Source organism: Streptodolium elevatio (assembly GCF_040649515.1).
Classification (GTDB): Bacteria; Actinomycetota; Actinomycetes; order Streptomycetales; family Streptomycetaceae; genus Yinghuangia; species Yinghuangia elevatio.
Genome location: NZ_JBEZFP010000017.1, coordinates 44,776 through 63,468, shown reverse-complemented (window position 1 = coordinate 63,468; position 18,693 = coordinate 44,776). Strand labels below are relative to the sequence as shown.

Genomic DNA, 18,693 nt, shown 5'->3' with positions numbered 1-18,693 from the left:
TGCCGGTAGCCGCGCCAATAGCCGTCGTGCCTACGGCGTGTCGCGCAGGGGCCACACCTCGACGACACCGTGGGCGACGGCGCAGGGCGTCTTGGCCGCGAGTTCCACCGCCTCCTCCAGCGTCGCGGCCTCGATGAGCGCGAACCCGGCGACCGGGAGTGCCGAGGCCATGAACGAGCCGCGTTCGACGGTCACACCGTGGCCGTCGGTGTTGCGGACCTGTACGGGGGAATCGGCGATCCCCATGTCGGCCCCGGCGGCGCGGAGGCCGTCGTCGTGGGCGTGTGCGGCGTCGCGCACCGAGGCGTCGGTGCGGTCGTAACCTGCCTGGTCGCCGTACCCGATGGTGACGAACTTCGGCATCGCGGATTCTCCTTCGCTGCGTCCCTGTCCTGACACAAGTGGTGACCGGGACGGGCGCCGGAACTCATCGGTGACGGCCCCTCGGCATTTCGGGGCAAACATCGCCTGGACGCGACACTCATACTTGAGTCGTTAGTAGCCTTGAATCGTTCGTCTCTGCGAAGTTAGCTTGGGCTATGAGCGCGATCCAGGCCCCAGCCGCCGCCCGCCGACCGCGTGGCGCCGGATTTCGGGTGTCCGGCATCCGTCTTGCGCCGCCGGGCGCCGCGGGGCGATTCCGCCGCGCCGCGCACCGGATCGGCGTGACCGGCGGTCGTGTCCGCCGTCCGGGAGTCGGGTCGCCCCACCTGTTCGCGCCTGCCGACCACAGCTTCTCGATCGGAGAGGACGCGGGTTCCCACGCCTGGAGCCCGGGCCTCGAATGTGCACTGGCACGCAGTACCTGTGCAGCGTGATCCGCCTAGCCCGGAGGGACTTCCGATGTCCGAGAACCACGACGCAATCGTCACAGACGCGAAGACGGAGGGCGGCGGCGGCTGCCCGGTCGCACACGGGCGCGCGCCGCACCCGACGCAGGGTGGCGGCAACAGCCAGTGGTGGCCGGAGCGGCTGAACCTGAAGATCCTCGCGAAGAACCCCGCCGTGGCGAACCCGCTGGGCGAGGAGTTCGACTACGCCAAGGCGTTCAACACCCTCGACCTGGCCGCCGTGAAGCGCGACATCGCGGAGGTGCTGACCACCTCGCAGGACTGGTGGCCCGCCGACTTCGGCCACTACGGCCCGCTCATGATCCGGATGGCGTGGCACAGCGCCGGGACGTACCGCATCAGCGACGGCCGCGGCGGCGCCGGGGCCGGCCAGCAGCGCTTCGCGCCGCTCAACAGCTGGCCGGACAACGGCAACCTGGACAAGGCGCGCCGCCTGCTGTGGCCGGTGAAGAAGAAGTACGGCCAAAGCCTGTCGTGGGCCGACCTCATGGTCCTCACCGGCAACGTCGCGCTGGAGACCATGGGCTTCAAGACCTTCGGCTTCGGCGGCGGCCGCGAGGACGTCTGGGAGTCGGAGGAGGACGTCTACTGGGGCCCGGAGTCCGTCTGGCTGGACGACGAGCGCTACACCGGCGACCGCGAGCTGGAGAGCCCGCTCGGCGCGGTGCAGATGGGCCTCATCTACGTCAACCCCGAGGGTCCGAACGGCAACCCGGACCCGATCGCGGCGGCCCGCGACATCCGGGAGACGTTCCGCCGCATGGCGATGAACGACGAGGAGACGGTCGCGCTGATCGCGGGCGGCCACACCTTCGGCAAAACGCACGGCGCGGGGCCGGCCGAGAGCGTCGGGCCCGACCCGGAGGCCGCGCCCGTCGAGCAGCAGGGCTTCGGCTGGAAGAGCACCCACGGCAGCGGCGTGGGCGGCGACGCCATCACCAGCGGCCTCGAGGGCATCTGGACCAACACCCCGATCACCTGGGACAACACCTTCTTCGACATCCTCTTCGGGTACGAGTGGGAGCTGTTCCAGAGCCCGGCCGGCGCGAACCAGTGGCGGCCGAAGGACGGCGGCGGCGCGGGTACCGTTCCCGACCCGCACGACCCGGCCAAGACGCACGCCCCGACGATGCTCACGACGGACCTGTCGCTGCGCTTCGACCCGGCGTACGAGGTGATCTCGCGCCGCTTCCACGCGAACCCCGAGGAGTTCGCGGACGCGTTCGCGCGGGCCTGGTACAAGCTGACGCACCGCGACATGGGCCCGATCGTGCGCTACCTCGGCCCGGAGGTCCCGAGCGAGACCCTGCTGTGGCAGGACCCGCTGCCGGCCGCCGATTACGACGCGATCGACGCCGCGGACGTGGCGTCGCTCAAGGAGAAGATCCTCGCGTCGGGCCTGTCGGTGGCGCAGCTGGTGTCGGCCGCGTGGGCGTCGGCGTCGACGTACCGCGGCAGCGACATGCGCGGCGGCGCGAACGGCGGACGCGTCCGCCTGGAGCCGCAGCGCGACTGGGAGGCCAACGACCCGGACCAGCTCGCGACCGTGCTGCGCACCCTCGAGGGCGTGCAGGAGGCCTTCAACTCGGGGCAGAGCAACGGCAAGCGGGTCTCGTTCGCCGACGTGGTCGTGCTCGCGGGCGCGGCCGCGGTGGAGAAGGCGGCCCGGGACGGCGGCGTCCAGGTCGAGGTGCCGTTCACGCCGGGCCGGGTCGACGCCACGCAGGACCAGACGGACGTCGAGTCGTTCGCCGCGCTGGAGCCGACCGCGGACGGGTTCCGCAACTACCTCGGCAAGGGCAACCGGTTGCCGGCCGAGTACCTGCTGCTCGACCGGGCGAACCTGCTGACGCTGAGCGCGCCGGAGCTGACGGTCCTGGTCGGCGGTCTGCGGGTGCTCGGCGCGAACCACCAGCAGTCGCAGCAGGGCGTGTTCACCGCGACCCCGGGCACGCTGACCAACGACTTCTTCGTCAACCTGCTCGACATGGGGACGACGTGGACGCCGGAGTCGGAGGACGCGAACTCCTTCGAGGGCCGCGACGCCTCGGGCGAGGTCAAGTGGACCGCGAGCCGGGTCGACCTCGTCTTCGGGTCGAACTCCGAACTGCGGGCGCTGGCCGAGGTGTACGCGAGCGACGACGCGAAGGAGAAGTTCGTGAAGGACTTCGTCGCGGCGTGGGCCAAGGTGATGGACCTCGACCGGTTCGACGTGCGCGTCTGACGGTTCGCGGGGAGAAGTGACGGCGGCGTCCAGGCCGGTCCCGACGGACCGGGCTGGACGCCGCTTTTGTGCGTCTGTCAACGGCCGGTCCGCGGCGGCCTAGGCGGCGGGTCTGCGTCGGGTTGGGCGCTGGGTTGGGCGCTGGGTCGCGCGTTGGGTCGCGCGTTGGGTCGCGCGTTGGGTTCGGCGCCCGGGTCGGCGTCGGTGGCCGCGTCGGCTGTACGCGCGGTACTACGCCGGCTGCGGGCGCCAGGTGGCCAGGACGGTCGTGACGAGCAGGTCGGGGGCCTCCCGCGAAGACAGCCGCCCTGCCTGCATTTCGGCCGCGGCCGCGTGCACCAGGCTGTAGAGGACGGTTACCAGCCAGGTCGCCGGCACGTCGTCGCGGAAGACGCCGTCGCGCCGCCCCCGCAGCACGAGTCGGTGGACGGGCGCGAGGATCCGCTCGTGGCGCTCCCGCATCTGATCGGGCGTCAGCGATGCCGACACAGCGGTGAAAAGGGACGCGTGGCGGTCGAGGACCTGCCATGACGAGCGGATGAGCCCGGCGAGCGCTTCGTCGGCCGGGCCCGAGTCGGTCGTACCGGCCACCGCGTCCACCGCTTCCGCGACCGACCGGTCGAGGGCTGCCTCCAACAGGCTTTCGCGCGTGGGGAAGTGCGCGTAGAGCGTGACCCGGCTGACGCCCGCGGCCCGTGCGATGGCCGCCATCCCCGCTTGCGGGTCGGCCAGCAGGCAGGTCAGGCCGGCGTCGACGATCGCGGCGGCGTTGCGCTCCGCGTCGCGCCGCCGGGGCCGCTCGGGTGCCGCCGCGCCCTTTGCCGGATGCTCCACGGACTGCCCTGCGGACTCCCCCGCCGACTGTCCGGCCGCTTGCTGCCCTGCCGGGCGTCCTGCCACTGCTGCCTCCTCGTCGGTGGCGGCCCGTCGGTCCGCCGCTGCCCGCCGGCTGCTCTGCCCATCCGCGGCTCTGCTCAGGCGCTGCTCTGCCGATCTGCCGATCTGTCGGCAGACAACAAACTTAACAGAGGTGTTCACATTTGGCGGTGACACCGCTTACGTTATCCCTAACACTGCTGTTAAGTTTAGGGAGCGGCAACCATGCATTCCGAACCGAACCTGCATGTCCCGCCTGCCTCGTCGGCCGGCTCCACCTCGGCGTCCGAGGGGAGTGGAGAGCCGCGGCACGGTCAGGAGCGCCAAGGCGGCGATCCGCACGCCGTCGGTCACCACCACGAGCCACCGCCGGACCTCCCCGGCCGCGGACGCCTCCTCGTTCTGCTGTGCCTCGCCCAGTTCATGCTGGTCGCCGACGTGACGGTGGTGAACGTCGCGCTGCCCACCATCGGCGACGAACTCGACCTGGACGGCTCGGCGTTGACGTGGGTCGTCACCGCGTACACGCTCTTCTTCGGTAGCCTCCTCCTGCTCGGCGGCCGACTGTCCGATGCGGTGGGCAAGTTGCGCATGTTCCTGGTCGGACTGGGGGTGTTCACCGCGGCGTCCGTGGCGTCGGGCCTCGCCTCCGACGGCGGGCTGCTCATAGCCGCACGCTCCGCCCAGGGCGTGGGCGCGGCACTCCTCTCCCCCGCGGCGATGGCGCTGATCACAACGCTGTTCCACGGGCCGGCGCGTACCAAGGCGCTCGGCGTGTGGGCGGCCGTCGGCGGCGCCGGATCGGCGGTCGGGGTGCTGCTTGGCGGGGTGTTCGTGTCCGGGCCGGGCTGGGAGTGGATCTTCTTCGTCAACGTGCCCGCCGGGCTGGTCGCGCTGATCGGGGTTCCGGTGCTGATCGGCGGGGCGGCGTCCCTGGTGGGGCCCTCGCCCGAACGTGTACCGCTCGACCTGCCCGGGGCGCTCGCCCTGACCGCAGCACCCGCGCTGCTGATCTACGGCCTGGTGCGGGCGCGCGACCACGGCTTCGACGCTCCGTCCACGCTCGCCCCTCTGGCCGCCGCCCTCATGTGTACGGCGGTGTTCGTCGCGGTCGAGCGCCGCGCCCGAAATCCGCTGGTACGCCTCGAAGTTCTCGCCCGTCGTAGCTTGTGGGGCGGCAGCGTCGTGATGCTGGCCGCGTCGGGGCTGCTCATCTCGGCGTTCTTCCTGTGCTCGTTCTACCTCCAGCACGTCGCGGGCTACTCGGCGCTCAAGACCGGTCTGGCGTTCCTGCCGGTGGCCGTTGCCGTGACGGTCGGCGCCCACCTGGGCGGCGTCGCGGTGGGCCGGTTCGGGTGGCGTACGGTCGGCACCGCCGCGTTCGCGGTCGCCGCCGTCGGCGCGGGCCTGCTGGCCGGGTTGTCCGCGGACAGTGGCGTCTGGTCTGGCCTCGTCCCCGGATTCGCCCTGCTGTCCCTCGGCCTTGGCGCCGGGTTCGTGTGCGCGACGACGGCGGCCATGACCGGGCTCGACCACCGGGAGACGGGCACCGCGTCGGGGTTGGTCGGCACCGCGCACGAACTCGGGGCGGCACTGGGCGTCGCGGTGATCGCGACGGTCGCCGGTGCGAGCCTGACCGGCGGGCCGTCGGCCGGGACGGGCGGGTTCGGCGAGCCGTTCACCGCCGCCGCGGTCATCGCCGCCGTCGTCGCGGTGGCCGGACCGATGCTGCTCCCGGCGGGCAGGCCGGACCCTTCGCAGCCACGGGCGATGGCGCACTGAGAAACCCGCCCGGCGCGTCACAGGCGCCGGGCGGGTCTTCGGTTGCGGGCCGCGTACGGCCGGCCGCACGCCCGCAACTGGGCGGGGGGCGACGGCGGCACGGTCAGCCGCGGGCCCCCTCGGGGGTGGCCTGGGTCCTCGTCTTGGTGCGCAGGCCCATCAACTGCAGATCGGCGAACAGCGCCACCACCGCGGCCTGCATGATGGCCCACGTCGTACCGACGGTGGTCATCGTCAACGTGTCGGTCACCGCGAGGGTGATGCTGCCGACGGCCCATGCGGCGTTGAGGAGCACGATCACAACGACCGCGGCGCGGCTGATGGCGGCCTTGCGGGCGACCAGCGCCACGTCGATCGCGTAGAGGGTGAGGAAGGCGCCGATTCCGTAGAGCACCGCGGCGTCGATGCCGAGGAAGGAGTCGAGCACCTGGGCGAGTGCGAGGTACGCGACGCCGTTGGCACCCGTGACGATCGCGTCCAGGTAGAGGACCGAGCGCAGGAATCCCTGGCGGTCCGCGCGGTAGGTCCGGAGCCCGCCGATCGTCGCGCCGATCACGTTGGTCGACATGGTCACCACGTCCCTTCGTTGGCATTTACCGCTGTGTGGTGCGGTTCGTGTTCCGTGACCAGAACGCTACGAGTGCCGTGAGGACGGGGAATCGGTCGCGTATAGGTAATGCGGGTACGCAGGCAGGTGCGGGCCGTACGGCGGGTGCGGCGGGTGCGGCGGGTGCGGCGCGTGCGGCCCTGCGCGGCCCGTGCAGCCGTGCGCGACGCGTGCAGCCGTGCGGCTCACCCCGATGCCGGGCGGCCGGGCGGGCGCAGAGCGGCGCGTACCGCACTCACCGCCGGGTCGCGCAGCGCCGTTTCGCGGACGACCGCCAGGATGCGCCGTACGACCGGCGGGCCCTCGATCGCCACCGCCGCGACCTCTGTCGCCTGCTCCGGGCGCGCCAACTCCGGCAGCAGCGTGACGGCCTGCCCCGCACCGACCAGGAACAGCAACGCCTGTGCGTCGGACGTGCGGTGCCGGATGTCGGGCGCGAAGCCGCCGCGCTCCCGGCACACTTCGGCGACGATCCGGCCGTGACTGGTCTCGGTGGGACCGCCGGCCCAGACCTCGTCCGCCAGTTCGCCGATGCGGGCGGCGGACGCGCCGGCCTGTGGATGGTCGCGCGGCACGACGAGCCAGATGCGGTCCGGATCCAGTTCGGCGAAGTGCAGGCCGGGGACGCGGGGGCGCGGGTCCGCGTCGAACTCGTCGCATATCGCCAGGTCGCAGCTGCGGCTCTCCAGCATGTCGAGCGCGATGTGCGGTTCGGTGACCGTCGTCTGGACACGTACCGCCGGGTGGTGCCGGGCGAGATGGGCGATGGCCGGGCCGACCAGGCTGACCGCCGTCGGGAAGCAGGCCACGCGTACGACACCGGCGACGAGGCCCGCCGTGGCGGCGACTTCGGCCTCGGCCTGCTCCATGCGGGCGAGGAGGGCGTCGGCGTGGTCGGCTAGCACGTACGCCGCCGGGGTCAGGCGCAGCAGCCGCCCCTCCCGCCGGAGCAGTTCCGTGCCCGCCTCGCGCTGTAGGGCCGCCAGTTGGTGCGAAACGGTCGAGGGACTGTAGGCCAGCGCCCGCGCCACCGCGGCGACGGTGCCGCGACGGCGCAGTTCGCTCAGCAGGCGCAACCGGTGCAGGTCCATCATCGTGCGAATACTGCCAGGTGAATCCGTCGAAAAGATGCGCTGGTTTCGACGGATCCCGGCGGGGAGCATCGTCGGGTGAGCGGGCACCCGGCGGCAGGCGGCGCCCGGCGCGGCGGGCGTCGCCGCGTACCCCATCCGAGGAGCCAAGTCATGGACCCACGCGCGGAACTGATGGTCCGTTATGCCGGTGCCTTCTGGCCCGAGGTGATCACGCGCGCGTCGGGGTCGTGGCTGGAGACGGCCGACGGACGCCGCGTCCTGGACTTCACGTCGGGACAGCTCTGCGCGACCGTCGGCCACTCGCACCCGCACGTCACGGAGGCGATCGAGCGCTCGCTGCGCGAGACCGTGCACCTGAACTCCCGCATGCTGTCCACCCCGGTCCTGGACCTCGCGGAGACCCTGGTGGGACTCATGCCGGAGGGCCTGGACCGGGTCATGCTGCTGAGCACGGGCGGCGAGGCGAACGAGGCCGCGCTGCGCATGGCCAAGCTCGCCACCGGCGGCTTCGAGGTGCTGGGCCTGACGCGCAGCTGGCACGGCATGACGATGGGATCGCAGGCGGTCACGTACGCGGCCGCGCGGCGTGGCCACGGGCCTTTGGCGCCGGGGGCGTTCGCGCTGCCCGCGCCGTACGCGTACCGCTGCCCGATCCGGCACTGCTCCGACACCTGCGACACGACCTGCCTGGAGGTCGGGTTCGAGCAGTTCGACGAGCAGACCACCGGCGCGCCGGCCGCCGTCATCGCCGAACCGGTGCTGTCCGCGGGCGGCGTGATCGTCCCGCCGCCCGGCTACTTCGCCCGGCTCGCGGGCCTGGCCCGGGACCGCGGCATGCCGGTGTTCCTGGACGAGGCACAGACCGGCTTCGGCCGCCTGGGAGTCATGTTCGGCTTTGAACTCTTCGATTTCCAGCCGGAGTTCGTGACGCTGTCCAAGTCGCTGGGCGGCGGCCTGCCGATCAGCGCGGTGGTGACGACGGCGGAGATCGAGCAGGCGGCGTACGACAAGGGGTTGTTCTACTTCACGTCCCACCAGTCCGACCCGCTCCCGGCGGCGGCCGGTCTCGCGGTGCTCGACGTCGTGCGGGACGAGGGCCTGGTGGCGAAGGCGCGCGAGCGGGGCGAGCGACTGGGCGGTCACCTGCGTGAGTTGCAGAAGCGGCACGAGGCGATCGGCGACGTGCGCGGCCTCGGCCTGCTGTGGGGCGTCGAGTTCGTACGGGACCGGGAAACCCGGGAGCCCGCCTCGGAGTTCGGCGACGCCGTGACGGCCGCGTGCGAGAAGGCCGGGCTGTGCATGAACATCGTGCGCAGCCAGTCGGGTCCGATGAGCGCCTGCGCGCGGGTCGCGCCGCCGCTGACGGTGAGCGACGACGAGATCGACACGGCCGCCGAGATCCTGGACGACGCGCTGCGCCGGACCAAGCTGTGAGCCGGACCAAGCTGTGAGCCGAGCCAAGGTGTGAGCCGCACCAGGCTCTGAGGTGTATCGGACTCCGAGGCCTACCAGGCTTCCGAGGCGTGCCAGGCGACGCGGTGGTTCAGCCGCCGTTCCGGACGTCGTAGCGCTCCTTGACCATGCGCATGTGCAGCCAGGAGTCGAGCACCCGTACGCCGGGCAGCCGGCGCACGTCCTCCAAAACGTCCAGCACCGCCGCGGTGCTGTCGGCGCCGAGCGTGGCCACCGCATCGGCCCGGCCCAGGCAGGTGGCCACGAACTGCACGCCGTCCGCGGCGGTCAGTGCGGTGAGCGCGTCGGGCCCGGCCACGCTCAGCGCCGTGCCCAGCAGTCGCGTGGCGCCCAGGACGCCGGGTTCCACAAGGGCGACGACGCGGAAGACCCCGGCGTCCAGCATGCGCAGCGTGCGTGCCCGGGTGGCGCCGGCCGAGAGCCCGACGCGGGCGGCGAGGTCGGCGAACGACTGGCGCCCGTCCTGTTCCAGCAACGCCATGATGGCGCGGTCGAGTTCGTCCGTCTCGGTCGCGGCGGTGTCCAGGTCGTGGGGCAGCGCGTAGGGGTCCTTGACGACGCGCGTGTAGGGCAGCGCGTCGGCGGCGGCGACGCCCGGGAGGGCGCGCACGCGGTCGACGGCGCGGGACAGGGCCTCGAAGGAGTCCGCGCGCACCTCGGCCGCGACGGCGGCGCGGCCCGCGGTCAGCGTCACGAACACCGACTCGGGCAGATCGGCGATGCCGCGTGCGACGGGCCCGGCGGGTCCGTCGGCGGTCACCGCGAGGTGCGCGATGGACGTGCGGCCCGCGACCCGGGGGTGGACGACGGCGACGACGCGTACCAGCCGGGCGTCGAGCAGACGCAGGACGCGGGATCTCGCGGCGGCGCGGGAGACGCCGACCGCGGCGGCCAGTGCCTCGTACGTCTGCCGGCCGTCCCGCTGGAGTTCCGCGACGAGGGCTTTGTCCACCCGGTCCAGGGCCACGCGGTCGAAGTCGGCCGTGCCTGGATCCGGGCCCTGTGCCGGGCCCAGGGCCGTGCCGGCGGCTGCGGCCGCGGCTGTGGCCGGGGTGCCGTGGGGCGCGTGGTCGTGCGGGATGGGTTCGTCGGCGCGGCGCACGTAGGCGGACTCCCGGGGCGGAGGAACGGTGGCGGTCCCAGTGTGACGGTTCAGGGGCGTGGGGCGACGAATCGTCCGCGTGGCGCGGGCCCGGCAGACGATTCGTTCGCCCGATTCAAGGTAACGATCGGATCATCTCCTCAGATTGACTCTGGCCAACGCTTCGTTCATTCCCTATGGTCATCGCGAGCGAAACGTTCGCCTGTGGTTCATCCGGCAGATGATTCGCTCTCGATTGAGCACTACGAAGGGCGAAGGATCATGCGAAGCGCCACCACGACGCCGGACCGCGAGCGGACCCTGCTGGTCGCGGGAGGAACCGTGCACACCGGCGGCCCGCTCGGTGCCGTCGAAGCCCTCGCCGTCCGGGGCGACCGGATCGTGCACGCGGGCACCGCCGCCGACTGCCGGGCCGCGCTCGGGCGCGTCGATGCCGAACTGGACCTGGCCGGGCGGACCGTACTGCCCGGGTTCACCGACGCGCACTGCCACCCGGTCATGTACGGCCAGAACCTCGCCTGGGCCGACCTCCGCCCCGAACTCGTGCCCGACATCGACACCCTCGTCGCGGTGATGCGGCGCTTCGCCGGCAACCTGCGCCCGGACACGCCGGTACGCGGCTTCGGGTACGAGCACCGCCGCCTCGCCGAGGGCCGCCACCCGGTCGCCGCCGACCTCGACCGCGTCGCCGACGACCGCGAGGTCTACGTCATGAACGCGTCCGGGCACGGCGGGGTCGTCAACACCTTCACCCTCCGGAAATACGGCATCACCCGCGAGTCGCCCGACCCGGTCGGCGGCCACATCGGGCGCCACCCCGACGGCACGCCCAACGGCGAACTGTGGGACGGCGCCTGCGACCTCATCACCGGCGACGACGGCGTCAAGACCACCAACCACGGCCCGAACTTCCACCTCGACGACCCCGAGGACGAGATGCGCGGCCACCTGCTGCGCGCCCAGGAGCACTTCCTCGCGGCGGGGGTCACCACGGTCGGCGACGCGCAGGTCTCACGCCGGGAGCTGGAGACGTACCTGCGCGCCCGGGACGGCGGCGACCTGCGGATGCGGGTGTCCGCGTACCTCACCTCGGCGATGCTCGACGACGCGCTCGACCTCGGGCTCGGCCGCGCGCTGGGCGACGACCGGCTGCTCGTGCAGGGCGTCAAGCTCTACGCGGACGGCACGCTCGGCGGGTGGACGGCGTACTTCCCCGAGGGGTACGCGCACGACTGCTGCCACCACGGCCAGCTCTACCACGAGCCCGGCGAGTACGCGGACCTCCTGCGGCGCGCGCACGCCGCGGGCCTGCAGACCGCCACCCACGCGCAGTCCCCGTTCGCGATCGGCATGGTCCTCGACGCGGTCGAGAAGGCGCAGGCGGACACCCCGCGCCCGGACATGCGGCACCGGATCGAGCACTGCGGCCTGCCCACCGACGAGCAGATCACCCGCATGCGCGACCTGGGCGTACACGCGTGCCTCCAGCCGCAGCACCACCTGAGGACCGGTGACGGGACGCTGACCGCGATCGGCGAGATGGGCCACCGCTACAACCCGTGCGGGCTGCTCGCCGCGGCCGGCACGGCGTTCGCGATCAGCTCGGACGCCCCGGTCGCGCGGCCCAACCCCTTCGAGTCGGCCGCCGCGGCGGCCACCCGGCGCACGGTGCTCGGGACCGTCCTCGGCACCCCCGAGATGCGGCTGCCGACGGCCGAGGGCCTTGCCGCGCACGGGATCGGCGGCGCGGTCGCGCTGCACCGCGAGCAATCCGTCGGTTCGCTGCGGCCGGGACTGCTGGCCGACTTCGTGGTCATGGACATCGACCCCTACACGGTCGCCGACCCGGCGGTCTTCGCCGCTCTCGGCGTGGCCGAGACCTGGATCGGCGGCGCCCGGGCCTGGTCCGCGAACTGACCGGGCCGCGGCTGCGCCTCCGCGGCGTTCCTCGTGTTCCGCGTAGTTCTCGTGGCACCCCCGTGACGCGTGACGGGCTCGCAAACCACTTGTCCGGCCCGTGAACCCGTCGCCGGTCCCGCGGCCCTCACGACCTGAGGCACCGCCGCCGATCCCCGCCCCCTCACCCTCCACCCCTCGCCGCCCTGCCCGGTGGCGTCCCACCGGCCGCTTAGGCTTTCCCCAGCGAAAGGCGCAAGATCATGAGCGCGACACTCGGCCGGTCCCCCGCCGGCTCGTCCCCCACCAAGACCCCGCCCACCGGCTCACCCCCGCCCGGGGCCGGGCGGGACGCCGCGTCCGGCGGCGGCGTCGAGCAGCACGGCTACGACTACATCCCGGAGTCCGACCGGTACATGACCCCGCGCCAGCTGGGGCTGTTCTGGATGGGCATCAACGCGTACCAGTTCTTCTTCGTACTGGGCTCGATCGCGGTCGGGATGGGGCTGTCGCTGGTCCAGGCGATCATCGCGATCGCGTGCGGCAACCTGCTCTTCGGCGTCGTCGCGTACTGCTCGGTCGCGGGCCCGCGCGCCGGCATGCCGACGACGGCCTTCAGCCGCGCGGCGTTCGGCGTGCTGGGCAACCGCGTCAACGCGGTGTGCACGTGGGCGATGTCGCTGGGCTTCAAGACGGTCAACGGCCTGCTGGGCGTGTTCGCCATGCTCGCGCTCTTCGACCAGCTCGGCTGGCACGACTCCGGCGGCGCGCTCGGCAAGGTCGTCGCGACCGTCGTCGTCCTCGGCGGATCCATCGTGATCGCGGTGTACGGCCACCGCGCGCTGGTCCGGGTCCAGCCGTACTTCGCGGCCGCCGTCACCCTGATCTTCCTGCTGATCGTCGGCAACATCGTCGGCGACGTGGACTGGGGCTGGAAGCCGGACGACCCCGCCACCGGGTGGGGCGGCGTCGCGCTGGTGCTGATCGCCTGCGCGCTCATCTCGTCCGGGCCGCTGTCGTACATGGTCGTCGCGCCCGACTACGCGCGGTACCTGCCGAGCGGCACGCCCACCCGCAAGATCTTCCGCGCGGTCTTCGCAGGCGGCGCGGGCATGGTGATGTTCCTGGGCACCGTCGGCGCCGTCGCCGCCACCCGCGCCGACCTGTCCGACCCGGTCGCGGGCATGGAGCCGTTGCTGCCGGGCTGGCTGTTCGTCCTCTACATCGTGGCGTCGTTCACCGGCGCGGTCGGCAACAACGCCTCGGTGTTCTACTCCTCCGGCCTCGCCATCCAGGCCATCGGCATCCCGGCGCGGCGCTGGGTCGCCACCGCCGTCGACGCGATGCTCGCGCTCGCCGCCGTCCTCTGGGTCCTGTTCATCTACGACTTCGAGCACGCCCTCAACGAGTTCCTGGCCCTGGTGGTGGTCTGGGCGGGCCCGTTCTGCGCGGTGTGGATCACCGACGGCGTGATGCGGCGCTGGACGTACGACCGCGAGTCCGTGCACATCAGCACCCCCGCGTCCCGCTACTGGGGCACCGCGGGCGTCAACGTCGCGGGCATCGTCTCGATGCTGGCCGGCATGGCGACGGCTCTGCTGACCATCAACTCGGCGCTGGTCAAGGGCTGGTTGAGCACGCGCATGGACGGCGCCGACCTCAGCTGGTTCCTGCCGCTGATCGTGTCCGCGGCCGCGTACGCGGTCCTCGGCCGCCGCTGGGTCCGCGAGACATCCCTCCCGGCCGCCGCGTAACCCCCGCGCGCGCGCCTTCGCCCTCGCCGCGAAGGCGCGCGTCCGCGCCCGACTATCCACGCCCGGCTGTCCGCACCCGGTGTGCCTACCCCGCCCCCGCTTCGCCTCCGCCGCACTGTCCGCACCGCGGGTTACGTTGGCCGGATGGCGTACACCACCGAGGTCTCCCGGCACATCAAGGCCGCCCGCCCCGCGGTCTACCGCGCGCTGCTCGACCCGGAAGCGGTCGCCAGGTGGCGGGTGCCGGACGACATGCGCAGCCACGTCCACGAGTTCGAGCCGCGCGAAGGCGGCCGGTTCCGCGTCTCCCTCACCTACGAAGCCCCGGACGGCGTCGGCAAGACCAGCGCGCACACCGACACGTACCACGGCCGCTTCACCCGCCTCGTCCCCGACGAACTGGTCGCCGAAGAACTCGAGTTCGAGACCGACGACCCCACCCTCCAGGGCACCATGACCCTGACCACCACCCTCACCGACGTCCCCGGTGGCACCGAGGTCCGCATCCTCCACGAGGGCATCCCCGACACCATCCCCCGAGCCGACAACGAACAAGGCACCCAAATGTCCCTAACCGCCCTAGCCGCCCTACTCGAATCCCCCTGACCGACCGGGACGCATACGGCTACCAGTGGACCGCCTTTCCCGCGACGTCATGCAGGTTGTACGGGGGGGCGGTGCCTCGTGGGGGTGGCGGTGAGGAGGGGGCTGACGTCGAGGAGGGGGCGATGGCTGCCGGGTGAGGGGTGTGGTGGTTTCTGGTGGGGGGTGGTTCTAGGTTGGCGGGGTGATCGTTGGCGGGGTGGGGTCAAAGGGCGGGGGCGGGGCGGGGCTTCGGGCGGTGTTGGTGGCGTTGTGCGTCACGGAGATCACCAGCTGGGGGATCCTGTACTACGCGTTCCCGGTGCTTGCGCCCGCGATCACCGAGGACACGGGGTGGTCCACGTCGGCCGCGACCGCGGCGTTCTCGGTGGCGTTGGCGGTGTCGGGGATCGTCGGTATTCCGATGGGGCGGATGCTGGACCGCCGCGGGCCGCACCTACTGATGACTGTGGGGTCGGTCGTCGCGTCGCTGGCGGTGCTCGTCGTGGCGTGGGCGCCCAACCTGGTGTGGTTCACCGCCGGATGGGTGCTCGCCGGGGTCGCGATGTCGTCGATCCTCTACCAGCCCGCGTTCGCCGCGCTGACGCGCTGGTACGGGCCCCGGCACCTCGCCGCGCTCACCACCGTGACCCTCGTCGCGGGCCTGGCGAGCACCGTGTTCGCGCCGATCACGGTGGCGTTGTCGCACTGGTTGTCGTGGCGCGGGGTCTACGTCGTGCTGGCCGTGGTGCTGGCCGTCGTGACCGTTCCGCTGCACGCGATCGTGCTGCGGCGCCCCTGGCCCGCGGCGCCGCCGAGCAAGCGGTCCGCGGAAGTGCCGGACGACGTGCGGTCGATCGTCCGCAGCCGCCCGTTCGTCGTGCTGGTCGTCGCGATGACGCTCGGCTCGTTCGGCATGTACGCGGGTGTGGTCAACATCGTCCCGCTGCTCGACGAGCGCGGCTCCGGCACGACCGTCGCCGCGTGGGCGCTCGGCCTCGGCGGCGCCGGCCAGGTCGTCGGGCGCATCGGGTACGCCGCCTTCGCCCGCCGCACCAGCGTGCGCACCCGCACCGTCGGCGTCCTGGCCGCCACCGCCGCAACCACCGCCCTGCTGGCGTTCGTCCCCGGACCGATCTGGCTGCTCGTCGCACTGTCGGTCCTGGCCGGGACCGCACGCGGGGTGGCGACGCTGCTGAACGCCACGGCGATCACCGAGCGCTGGGGCGCGTCGTCGTACGGAACGCTGTCCGGGATCCTCTCCGCTCCCGCCATGGCCGCCTCGGCGATCGCGCCGTGGGCCGGCGCCGCGCTGGCCGGGCCGCTCGGCGGCTACCCGCACATGTTCGCGCTGCTCGCCGCGGCGTGCGGGACGGCCGCGGTGCTCGCCGTCGCCAGCGTGCCGGGCGGCCGCCGGCCGTCGCGGCCGGTCGTCGGCGCGCGGGAAGTGACGGACGTGCAGGACGTGCAGGACGTGCAGGACGTGCAGGGTGCGGACGATAGCGGCTTGAGCGCACGACTGGAGAAGTAAGTACGGGGAGCCGGCGTTCGGTCGAGCGTGTGAGGTGCGGCATTGTGCCGCGGGCGCACACTGGATCCATGGCAGGAGCACGGACAGTACAGCGACTGACCGGTGTCTGCGATGCGGACGGCGGTTTCCGCGGCGAACTTGCGTACGCCATAGGCAGGGCACGCGGCACCGCGCACTGTGCGCTGAGCGACCTCACGCATGCCGGCCGTCGCCGCAGACCCGAGTGGGACGCGCTGCTGGCGACGCTCGGTGTTCCGTTCGACGTGGTGTACCTGAACGAACGGGACGACGCGGTGGCCGCGGCCAGCGAAGGCCGCGTACCGTGCGTGCTCGCGCACACCGACACCGGCATCGTGGTACTGCTCGGCCCCGACGACCTCGCCGCCATCGGCACGAGCGTGTTGCGCTTCGACCAGACGATGCGCGAGGCGGCCGACGCCGAGGCGCTGGTCCTGCCGCTCTCCGGACTGGCCCCGTGACGGTACGTCACACGACGTGATCCGTACGCTCCGTACGCCGTACCCCGTACGCCGTAGGCAGGGAAGCGAGCGGCCGTCACGTCCCGATGACGCCCCCGTCGCGCTTGCGGATCACGACCGTCACCGAGCGCCGGCGCCCGGCCGGTCGAAGTCGGGCCAGTTGCCGACCGCGCGCGGGTTCTCCGGCGTCGGATGCCCCAGAACGACGTGGCCTCGCCGGGGTGCCGCACGTCCACGAACACGGAAAAACCCGGCCGGTCGACCGCCGCCCGGGCCCAATCAGCTCTTGATCAGCCCGGTCAGCCCCCGGGCGCCTCGATCGCGCCGGCGCCGCCGGGGGCGCCCGGGGTCACGAGCGCCGTCTCGTACGCCAGAACGACGGCCTGCACCCGGTCCCGCAGGTGAAGCTTCGTCAGAATGCGCGTGACGTGCGTCTTCACCGTCTCGACGCTCAGCGTCAGGGCCGCCGCCAGTTCCGCGTTGCTCATGCCCCGGGCGAGAAGGCGCAGCACTTCCATTTCGCGCGGCGTGAGCACGGACAGGTCGCCGCCCGGCGCGCGTTCCGCGGGGGCCGGACGCGCGAAGCGCTCCACGAGCCGCCGCGTGATGGTCGGCGCGAGGAGCGCGTCGCCCGCGCTGACCAGGCGTACGGCGGCCACCAGTTGCTCGGGCGTCACGTCCTTGAGCAGGAACCCGCTCGCCCCCGCGTTCAGCGCCTCGTAGACGTAGTGGTCGAGGTCGAACGTGGTGAGGATGATGATGCGGCACGGCCGTCCGTCCAGCGCGGGCGACGGATCGGCCATGATGCGGCGCGTGGCCTCCAGGCCGTCGAGTCCGGGCATGCGGATGTCCATCAGGACCACGTCCGGCCGGGTGCGGCGGACCGCGGCGCACGCCTCGTCGCCGCCGGCCGCCTCGGCGACGACGTCGATGCCGTCGGCGGCCAGGATCATGCGGAACCCGGAGCGTACGAGCGCCTGGTCGTCGGCCACGACGACGCGCAGCGCCGCTGCCGCGCTCACGGCGTCGGCACCGGGATCGAGGCCTGCACGCGGTAGCCGCCGGTCGGCCGGTGCCCCGCGCGCAGCCCGCCGCCGTGCAGCGCCAGTCGCTGGGTGAGGCCGAGCAGACCGCGTCCGGCGCCCAGCGGCTCGGGGCGGCGCCCGTCGGCGGGCCCGTCGTCGGCGACCTCGATGCGCATCGCGTCCGGCCGGTAGGTCACGGTCACCTCGGTACGCGCCCCCGGCGCGTACTTCAGCGCGTTGGTGAGCGCCTCCTGCACGACCCGGTACACGGTGAGCTCGATCCCCGGTGGCAGCGGCCGCGCCTCGCCCTGGGTCGTGAACCGCACGTCGAGCCCCGCGGTGCGCACCCGGTCCACGAGCACGGGCAGCCGCGACAGGTCGGGCTGCGGCGCCAGCGGCGGTCCCAGCGCGTCGCCGTCCGGCACCGTCCCCGGATCGCCCTGCGGCGGCGGCGCACCCTGGGCGGTGAGCACGTCGAGCATCTGGCGCAGCTCGGCCATCGTCTCGCGCCCGCTCGCCTCGACCGCGCGCAGCGCCTCGGTCGCCGCCTCGGGATCCGAGCGCAGGACCATGCGGGCGGCGCCGGACTGGATCACCATCACGCTCACATTGTGGCTGACCACGTCGTGCAATTCCCGGGCGATCCGGGCGCGTTCGTGGGCCACCGCGACCTCGCGCTCGCGCTCGGCACGCAGCGCCCGGCGGTGGAAGGCCCCGGCCCGGGTACGCCATGTGCCGATGGTGCGGCCGATGACGAACATCGACGCCATGATGGCGAGCACCAGCAGGCCGGGCGGGCCGTTGTCCTCGTCGGGGAACTTCGCCATGAGGGCGAGCGTCGCCGCACCGGAGACCCCCGCCGCCAACGAAAAACGCGGTACGTGCGCCGCGACCGAGTACGCGCCGATCGCGAGGGCCACGACCCCGGGGACCTCCATGTAGTCGGGGTCGATGGCCAGCGTGACGGCGAACTGCACCGCGAACGCCGTGACCGGCTGCGTGCGCCGCCAGGCGATCATGGCGGCAGCCAAGAGGCACACGGCGAACGTCCACGCGCTCGGCCCGGAGGCGGCGTGCTCCGGTGAGTCCGGGTACGCGTACGGGATCTCGCCGTAGGGGGGCCTGGGGTACGGAGGCGGGCCGCCGGCGTCGTCCGTCGGGAAGTTGTACCCGAGCATGACGGCCGTGGCGACGCCCAACACGAGGGCGAGCAGGCCGTCCCCGCCCAGCGGTCCCGGGCGGCGTAGCAACTCGGCGGCCCGGCGAACACTCTGAGGGAGCGTCAGCCGGGCGCGCGGGGTCGGCGTCAGCGGTGCGGCGGGCGTCACCCGGGCATTCTCGCCGGTTGTGCGCGGCGCGTACATCATGCGTGCGAGCTGTCCGGGGTCCCTCGGGAGAGCTACCCGACCCGCCCTCC

The 18,693-nt window shown here is 72.7% G+C and carries 15 protein-coding genes; 8 read left to right on the top strand and 7 right to left on the bottom strand.

Features of this window, described 5'->3' with window-relative positions; all coding sequences use genetic code 11:
- Positions 1 to 30 precede the first annotated feature (30 nt).
- On the bottom strand, positions 31 to 363 hold the full coding sequence (locus AB0C36_RS09430) for a YciI family protein (RefSeq protein WP_358351671.1): 333 nt from the start codon (positions 361 to 363) through the stop codon (positions 31 to 33).
- Positions 364 to 843: 480 nt separating this feature from the next.
- On the opposite strand from AB0C36_RS09430, the gene katG reads away from it, so the two are divergent.
- On the top strand, positions 844 to 3,075 hold the full coding sequence (gene katG / locus AB0C36_RS09425; protein ID WP_358351668.1) for a catalase/peroxidase HPI: 2,232 nt from the start codon (positions 844 to 846) through the stop codon (positions 3,073 to 3,075).
- Between the two features lie 231 nt (positions 3,076 to 3,306).
- Here katG and AB0C36_RS09420 read toward each other — a convergent pair whose 3' ends face one another.
- Positions 3,307 to 3,975 carry a TetR/AcrR family transcriptional regulator gene (locus tag AB0C36_RS09420; protein ID WP_358351666.1) on the bottom strand — a complete coding sequence of 223 codons (669 nt, stop codon included), beginning with the start codon at positions 3,973 to 3,975 and terminating at the stop codon, positions 3,307 to 3,309.
- A 201-nt stretch (positions 3,976 to 4,176) separates the two neighbouring features.
- On the opposite strand from AB0C36_RS09420, the gene AB0C36_RS09415 reads away from it, so the two are divergent.
- Complete coding sequence (locus AB0C36_RS09415; protein WP_358351664.1) at positions 4,177 to 5,733, top strand: MFS transporter; 1,557 nt, start codon at positions 4,177 to 4,179, stop codon at positions 5,731 to 5,733.
- A 103-nt stretch (positions 5,734 to 5,836) separates the two neighbouring features.
- Here the strand turns inward: AB0C36_RS09415 and AB0C36_RS09410 are convergent, their stop codons facing one another.
- Positions 5,837 to 6,301: a hypothetical protein gene (locus AB0C36_RS09410; RefSeq protein WP_358351662.1), complete on the bottom strand. Its 465-nt coding sequence runs from the start codon at positions 6,299 to 6,301 to the stop codon at positions 5,837 to 5,839.
- A gap of 224 nt (positions 6,302 to 6,525) precedes the next feature.
- Complete coding sequence (locus tag AB0C36_RS09405) at positions 6,526 to 7,434, bottom strand: LysR substrate-binding domain-containing protein (protein WP_358351660.1); 909 nt, start codon at positions 7,432 to 7,434, stop codon at positions 6,526 to 6,528.
- Positions 7,435 to 7,584: 150 nt separating this feature from the next.
- Here AB0C36_RS09405 and AB0C36_RS09400 point away from each other — a divergent pair, with 150 nt between their 5' ends.
- On the top strand, positions 7,585 to 8,868 hold the full coding sequence (locus AB0C36_RS09400; RefSeq protein WP_358351658.1) for an aspartate aminotransferase family protein: 1,284 nt from the start codon (positions 7,585 to 7,587) through the stop codon (positions 8,866 to 8,868).
- Between the two features lie 109 nt (positions 8,869 to 8,977).
- On the opposite strand, the gene AB0C36_RS09395 is transcribed toward AB0C36_RS09400, so the two are convergent.
- Positions 8,978 to 10,009 carry an Lrp/AsnC family transcriptional regulator gene (locus AB0C36_RS09395; protein ID WP_358351656.1) on the bottom strand — a complete coding sequence of 344 codons (1,032 nt, stop codon included), beginning with the start codon at positions 10,007 to 10,009 and terminating at the stop codon, positions 8,978 to 8,980.
- Between the two features lie 261 nt (positions 10,010 to 10,270).
- On the opposite strand from AB0C36_RS09395, the gene AB0C36_RS09390 reads away from it, so the two are divergent.
- The 5 genes from AB0C36_RS09390 (at position 10,271) to AB0C36_RS09370 (ending at position 16,251) form a co-directional block, all read left to right on the top strand.
- The gene (locus AB0C36_RS09390) at positions 10,271 to 11,926 is read left to right on the top strand and encodes an amidohydrolase (protein ID WP_358351653.1); all 1,656 of its coding nucleotides are present in this window, start codon (positions 10,271 to 10,273) and stop codon (positions 11,924 to 11,926) included.
- A gap of 242 nt (positions 11,927 to 12,168) precedes the next feature.
- Positions 12,169 to 13,659, top strand: a complete 1,491-nt coding sequence (locus AB0C36_RS09385; RefSeq protein WP_358351650.1) for a purine-cytosine permease family protein — start codon at positions 12,169 to 12,171, stop codon at positions 13,657 to 13,659.
- 144 nt (positions 13,660 to 13,803) lie between these two features.
- Entirely contained in the window at positions 13,804 to 14,265 is a 462-nt protein-coding gene (locus tag AB0C36_RS09380; RefSeq protein WP_358351648.1) for an SRPBCC domain-containing protein, read from the top strand.
- A gap of 196 nt (positions 14,266 to 14,461) precedes the next feature.
- The gene (locus AB0C36_RS09375) at positions 14,462 to 15,772 is read left to right on the top strand and encodes an MFS transporter (protein WP_358351646.1); all 1,311 of its coding nucleotides are present in this window, start codon (positions 14,462 to 14,464) and stop codon (positions 15,770 to 15,772) included.
- A gap of 68 nt (positions 15,773 to 15,840) precedes the next feature.
- Complete coding sequence (locus AB0C36_RS09370; protein ID WP_358351643.1) at positions 15,841 to 16,251, top strand: hypothetical protein; 411 nt, start codon at positions 15,841 to 15,843, stop codon at positions 16,249 to 16,251.
- Between the two features lie 299 nt (positions 16,252 to 16,550).
- Here AB0C36_RS09370 and AB0C36_RS09365 read toward each other — a convergent pair whose 3' ends face one another.
- On the bottom strand, positions 16,551 to 17,273 hold the full coding sequence (locus tag AB0C36_RS09365; RefSeq protein WP_358351641.1) for a response regulator: 723 nt from the start codon (positions 17,271 to 17,273) through the stop codon (positions 16,551 to 16,553).
- Positions 17,270 to 18,604 (bottom strand): sensor histidine kinase, encoded by a 1,335-nt coding sequence (locus AB0C36_RS09360; RefSeq protein WP_358351638.1) that lies wholly within the window; start codon positions 18,602 to 18,604, stop codon positions 17,270 to 17,272. Before AB0C36_RS09360 ends, AB0C36_RS09365 begins: the two co-directional genes overlap by 4 nt.
- Positions 18,605 to 18,693: the final 89 nt, after the last annotated feature.

Coding starts and splice junctions, on each gene's coding strand:
- AB0C36_RS09400 (WP_358351658.1), top strand. CDS start 7,585: ATGGACCCACGCGCGGAACTGATGGTCCGTTATGCCGGTGCCTTCTGG.
- AB0C36_RS09415 (WP_358351664.1), top strand. CDS start 4,177: ATGCATTCCGAACCGAACCTGCATGTCCCGCCTGCCTCGTCGGCCGGC.
- AB0C36_RS09370 (WP_358351643.1), top strand. CDS start 15,841: ATGGCAGGAGCACGGACAGTACAGCGACTGACCGGTGTCTGCGATGCG.
- AB0C36_RS09385 (WP_358351650.1), top strand. CDS start 12,169: ATGAGCGCGACACTCGGCCGGTCCCCCGCCGGCTCGTCCCCCACCAAG.
- AB0C36_RS09430 (WP_358351671.1), bottom strand. CDS start 363: ATGCCGAAGTTCGTCACCATCGGGTACGGCGACCAGGCAGGTTACGAC.
- AB0C36_RS09410 (WP_358351662.1), bottom strand. CDS start 6,301: ATGTCGACCAACGTGATCGGCGCGACGATCGGCGGGCTCCGGACCTAC.
- AB0C36_RS09390 (WP_358351653.1), top strand. CDS start 10,271: ATGCGAAGCGCCACCACGACGCCGGACCGCGAGCGGACCCTGCTGGTC.
- katG (WP_358351668.1), top strand. CDS start 844: ATGTCCGAGAACCACGACGCAATCGTCACAGACGCGAAGACGGAGGGC.
- AB0C36_RS09405 (WP_358351660.1), bottom strand. CDS start 7,434: ATGATGGACCTGCACCGGTTGCGCCTGCTGAGCGAACTGCGCCGTCGC.
- AB0C36_RS09380 (WP_358351648.1), top strand. CDS start 13,804: ATGGCGTACACCACCGAGGTCTCCCGGCACATCAAGGCCGCCCGCCCC.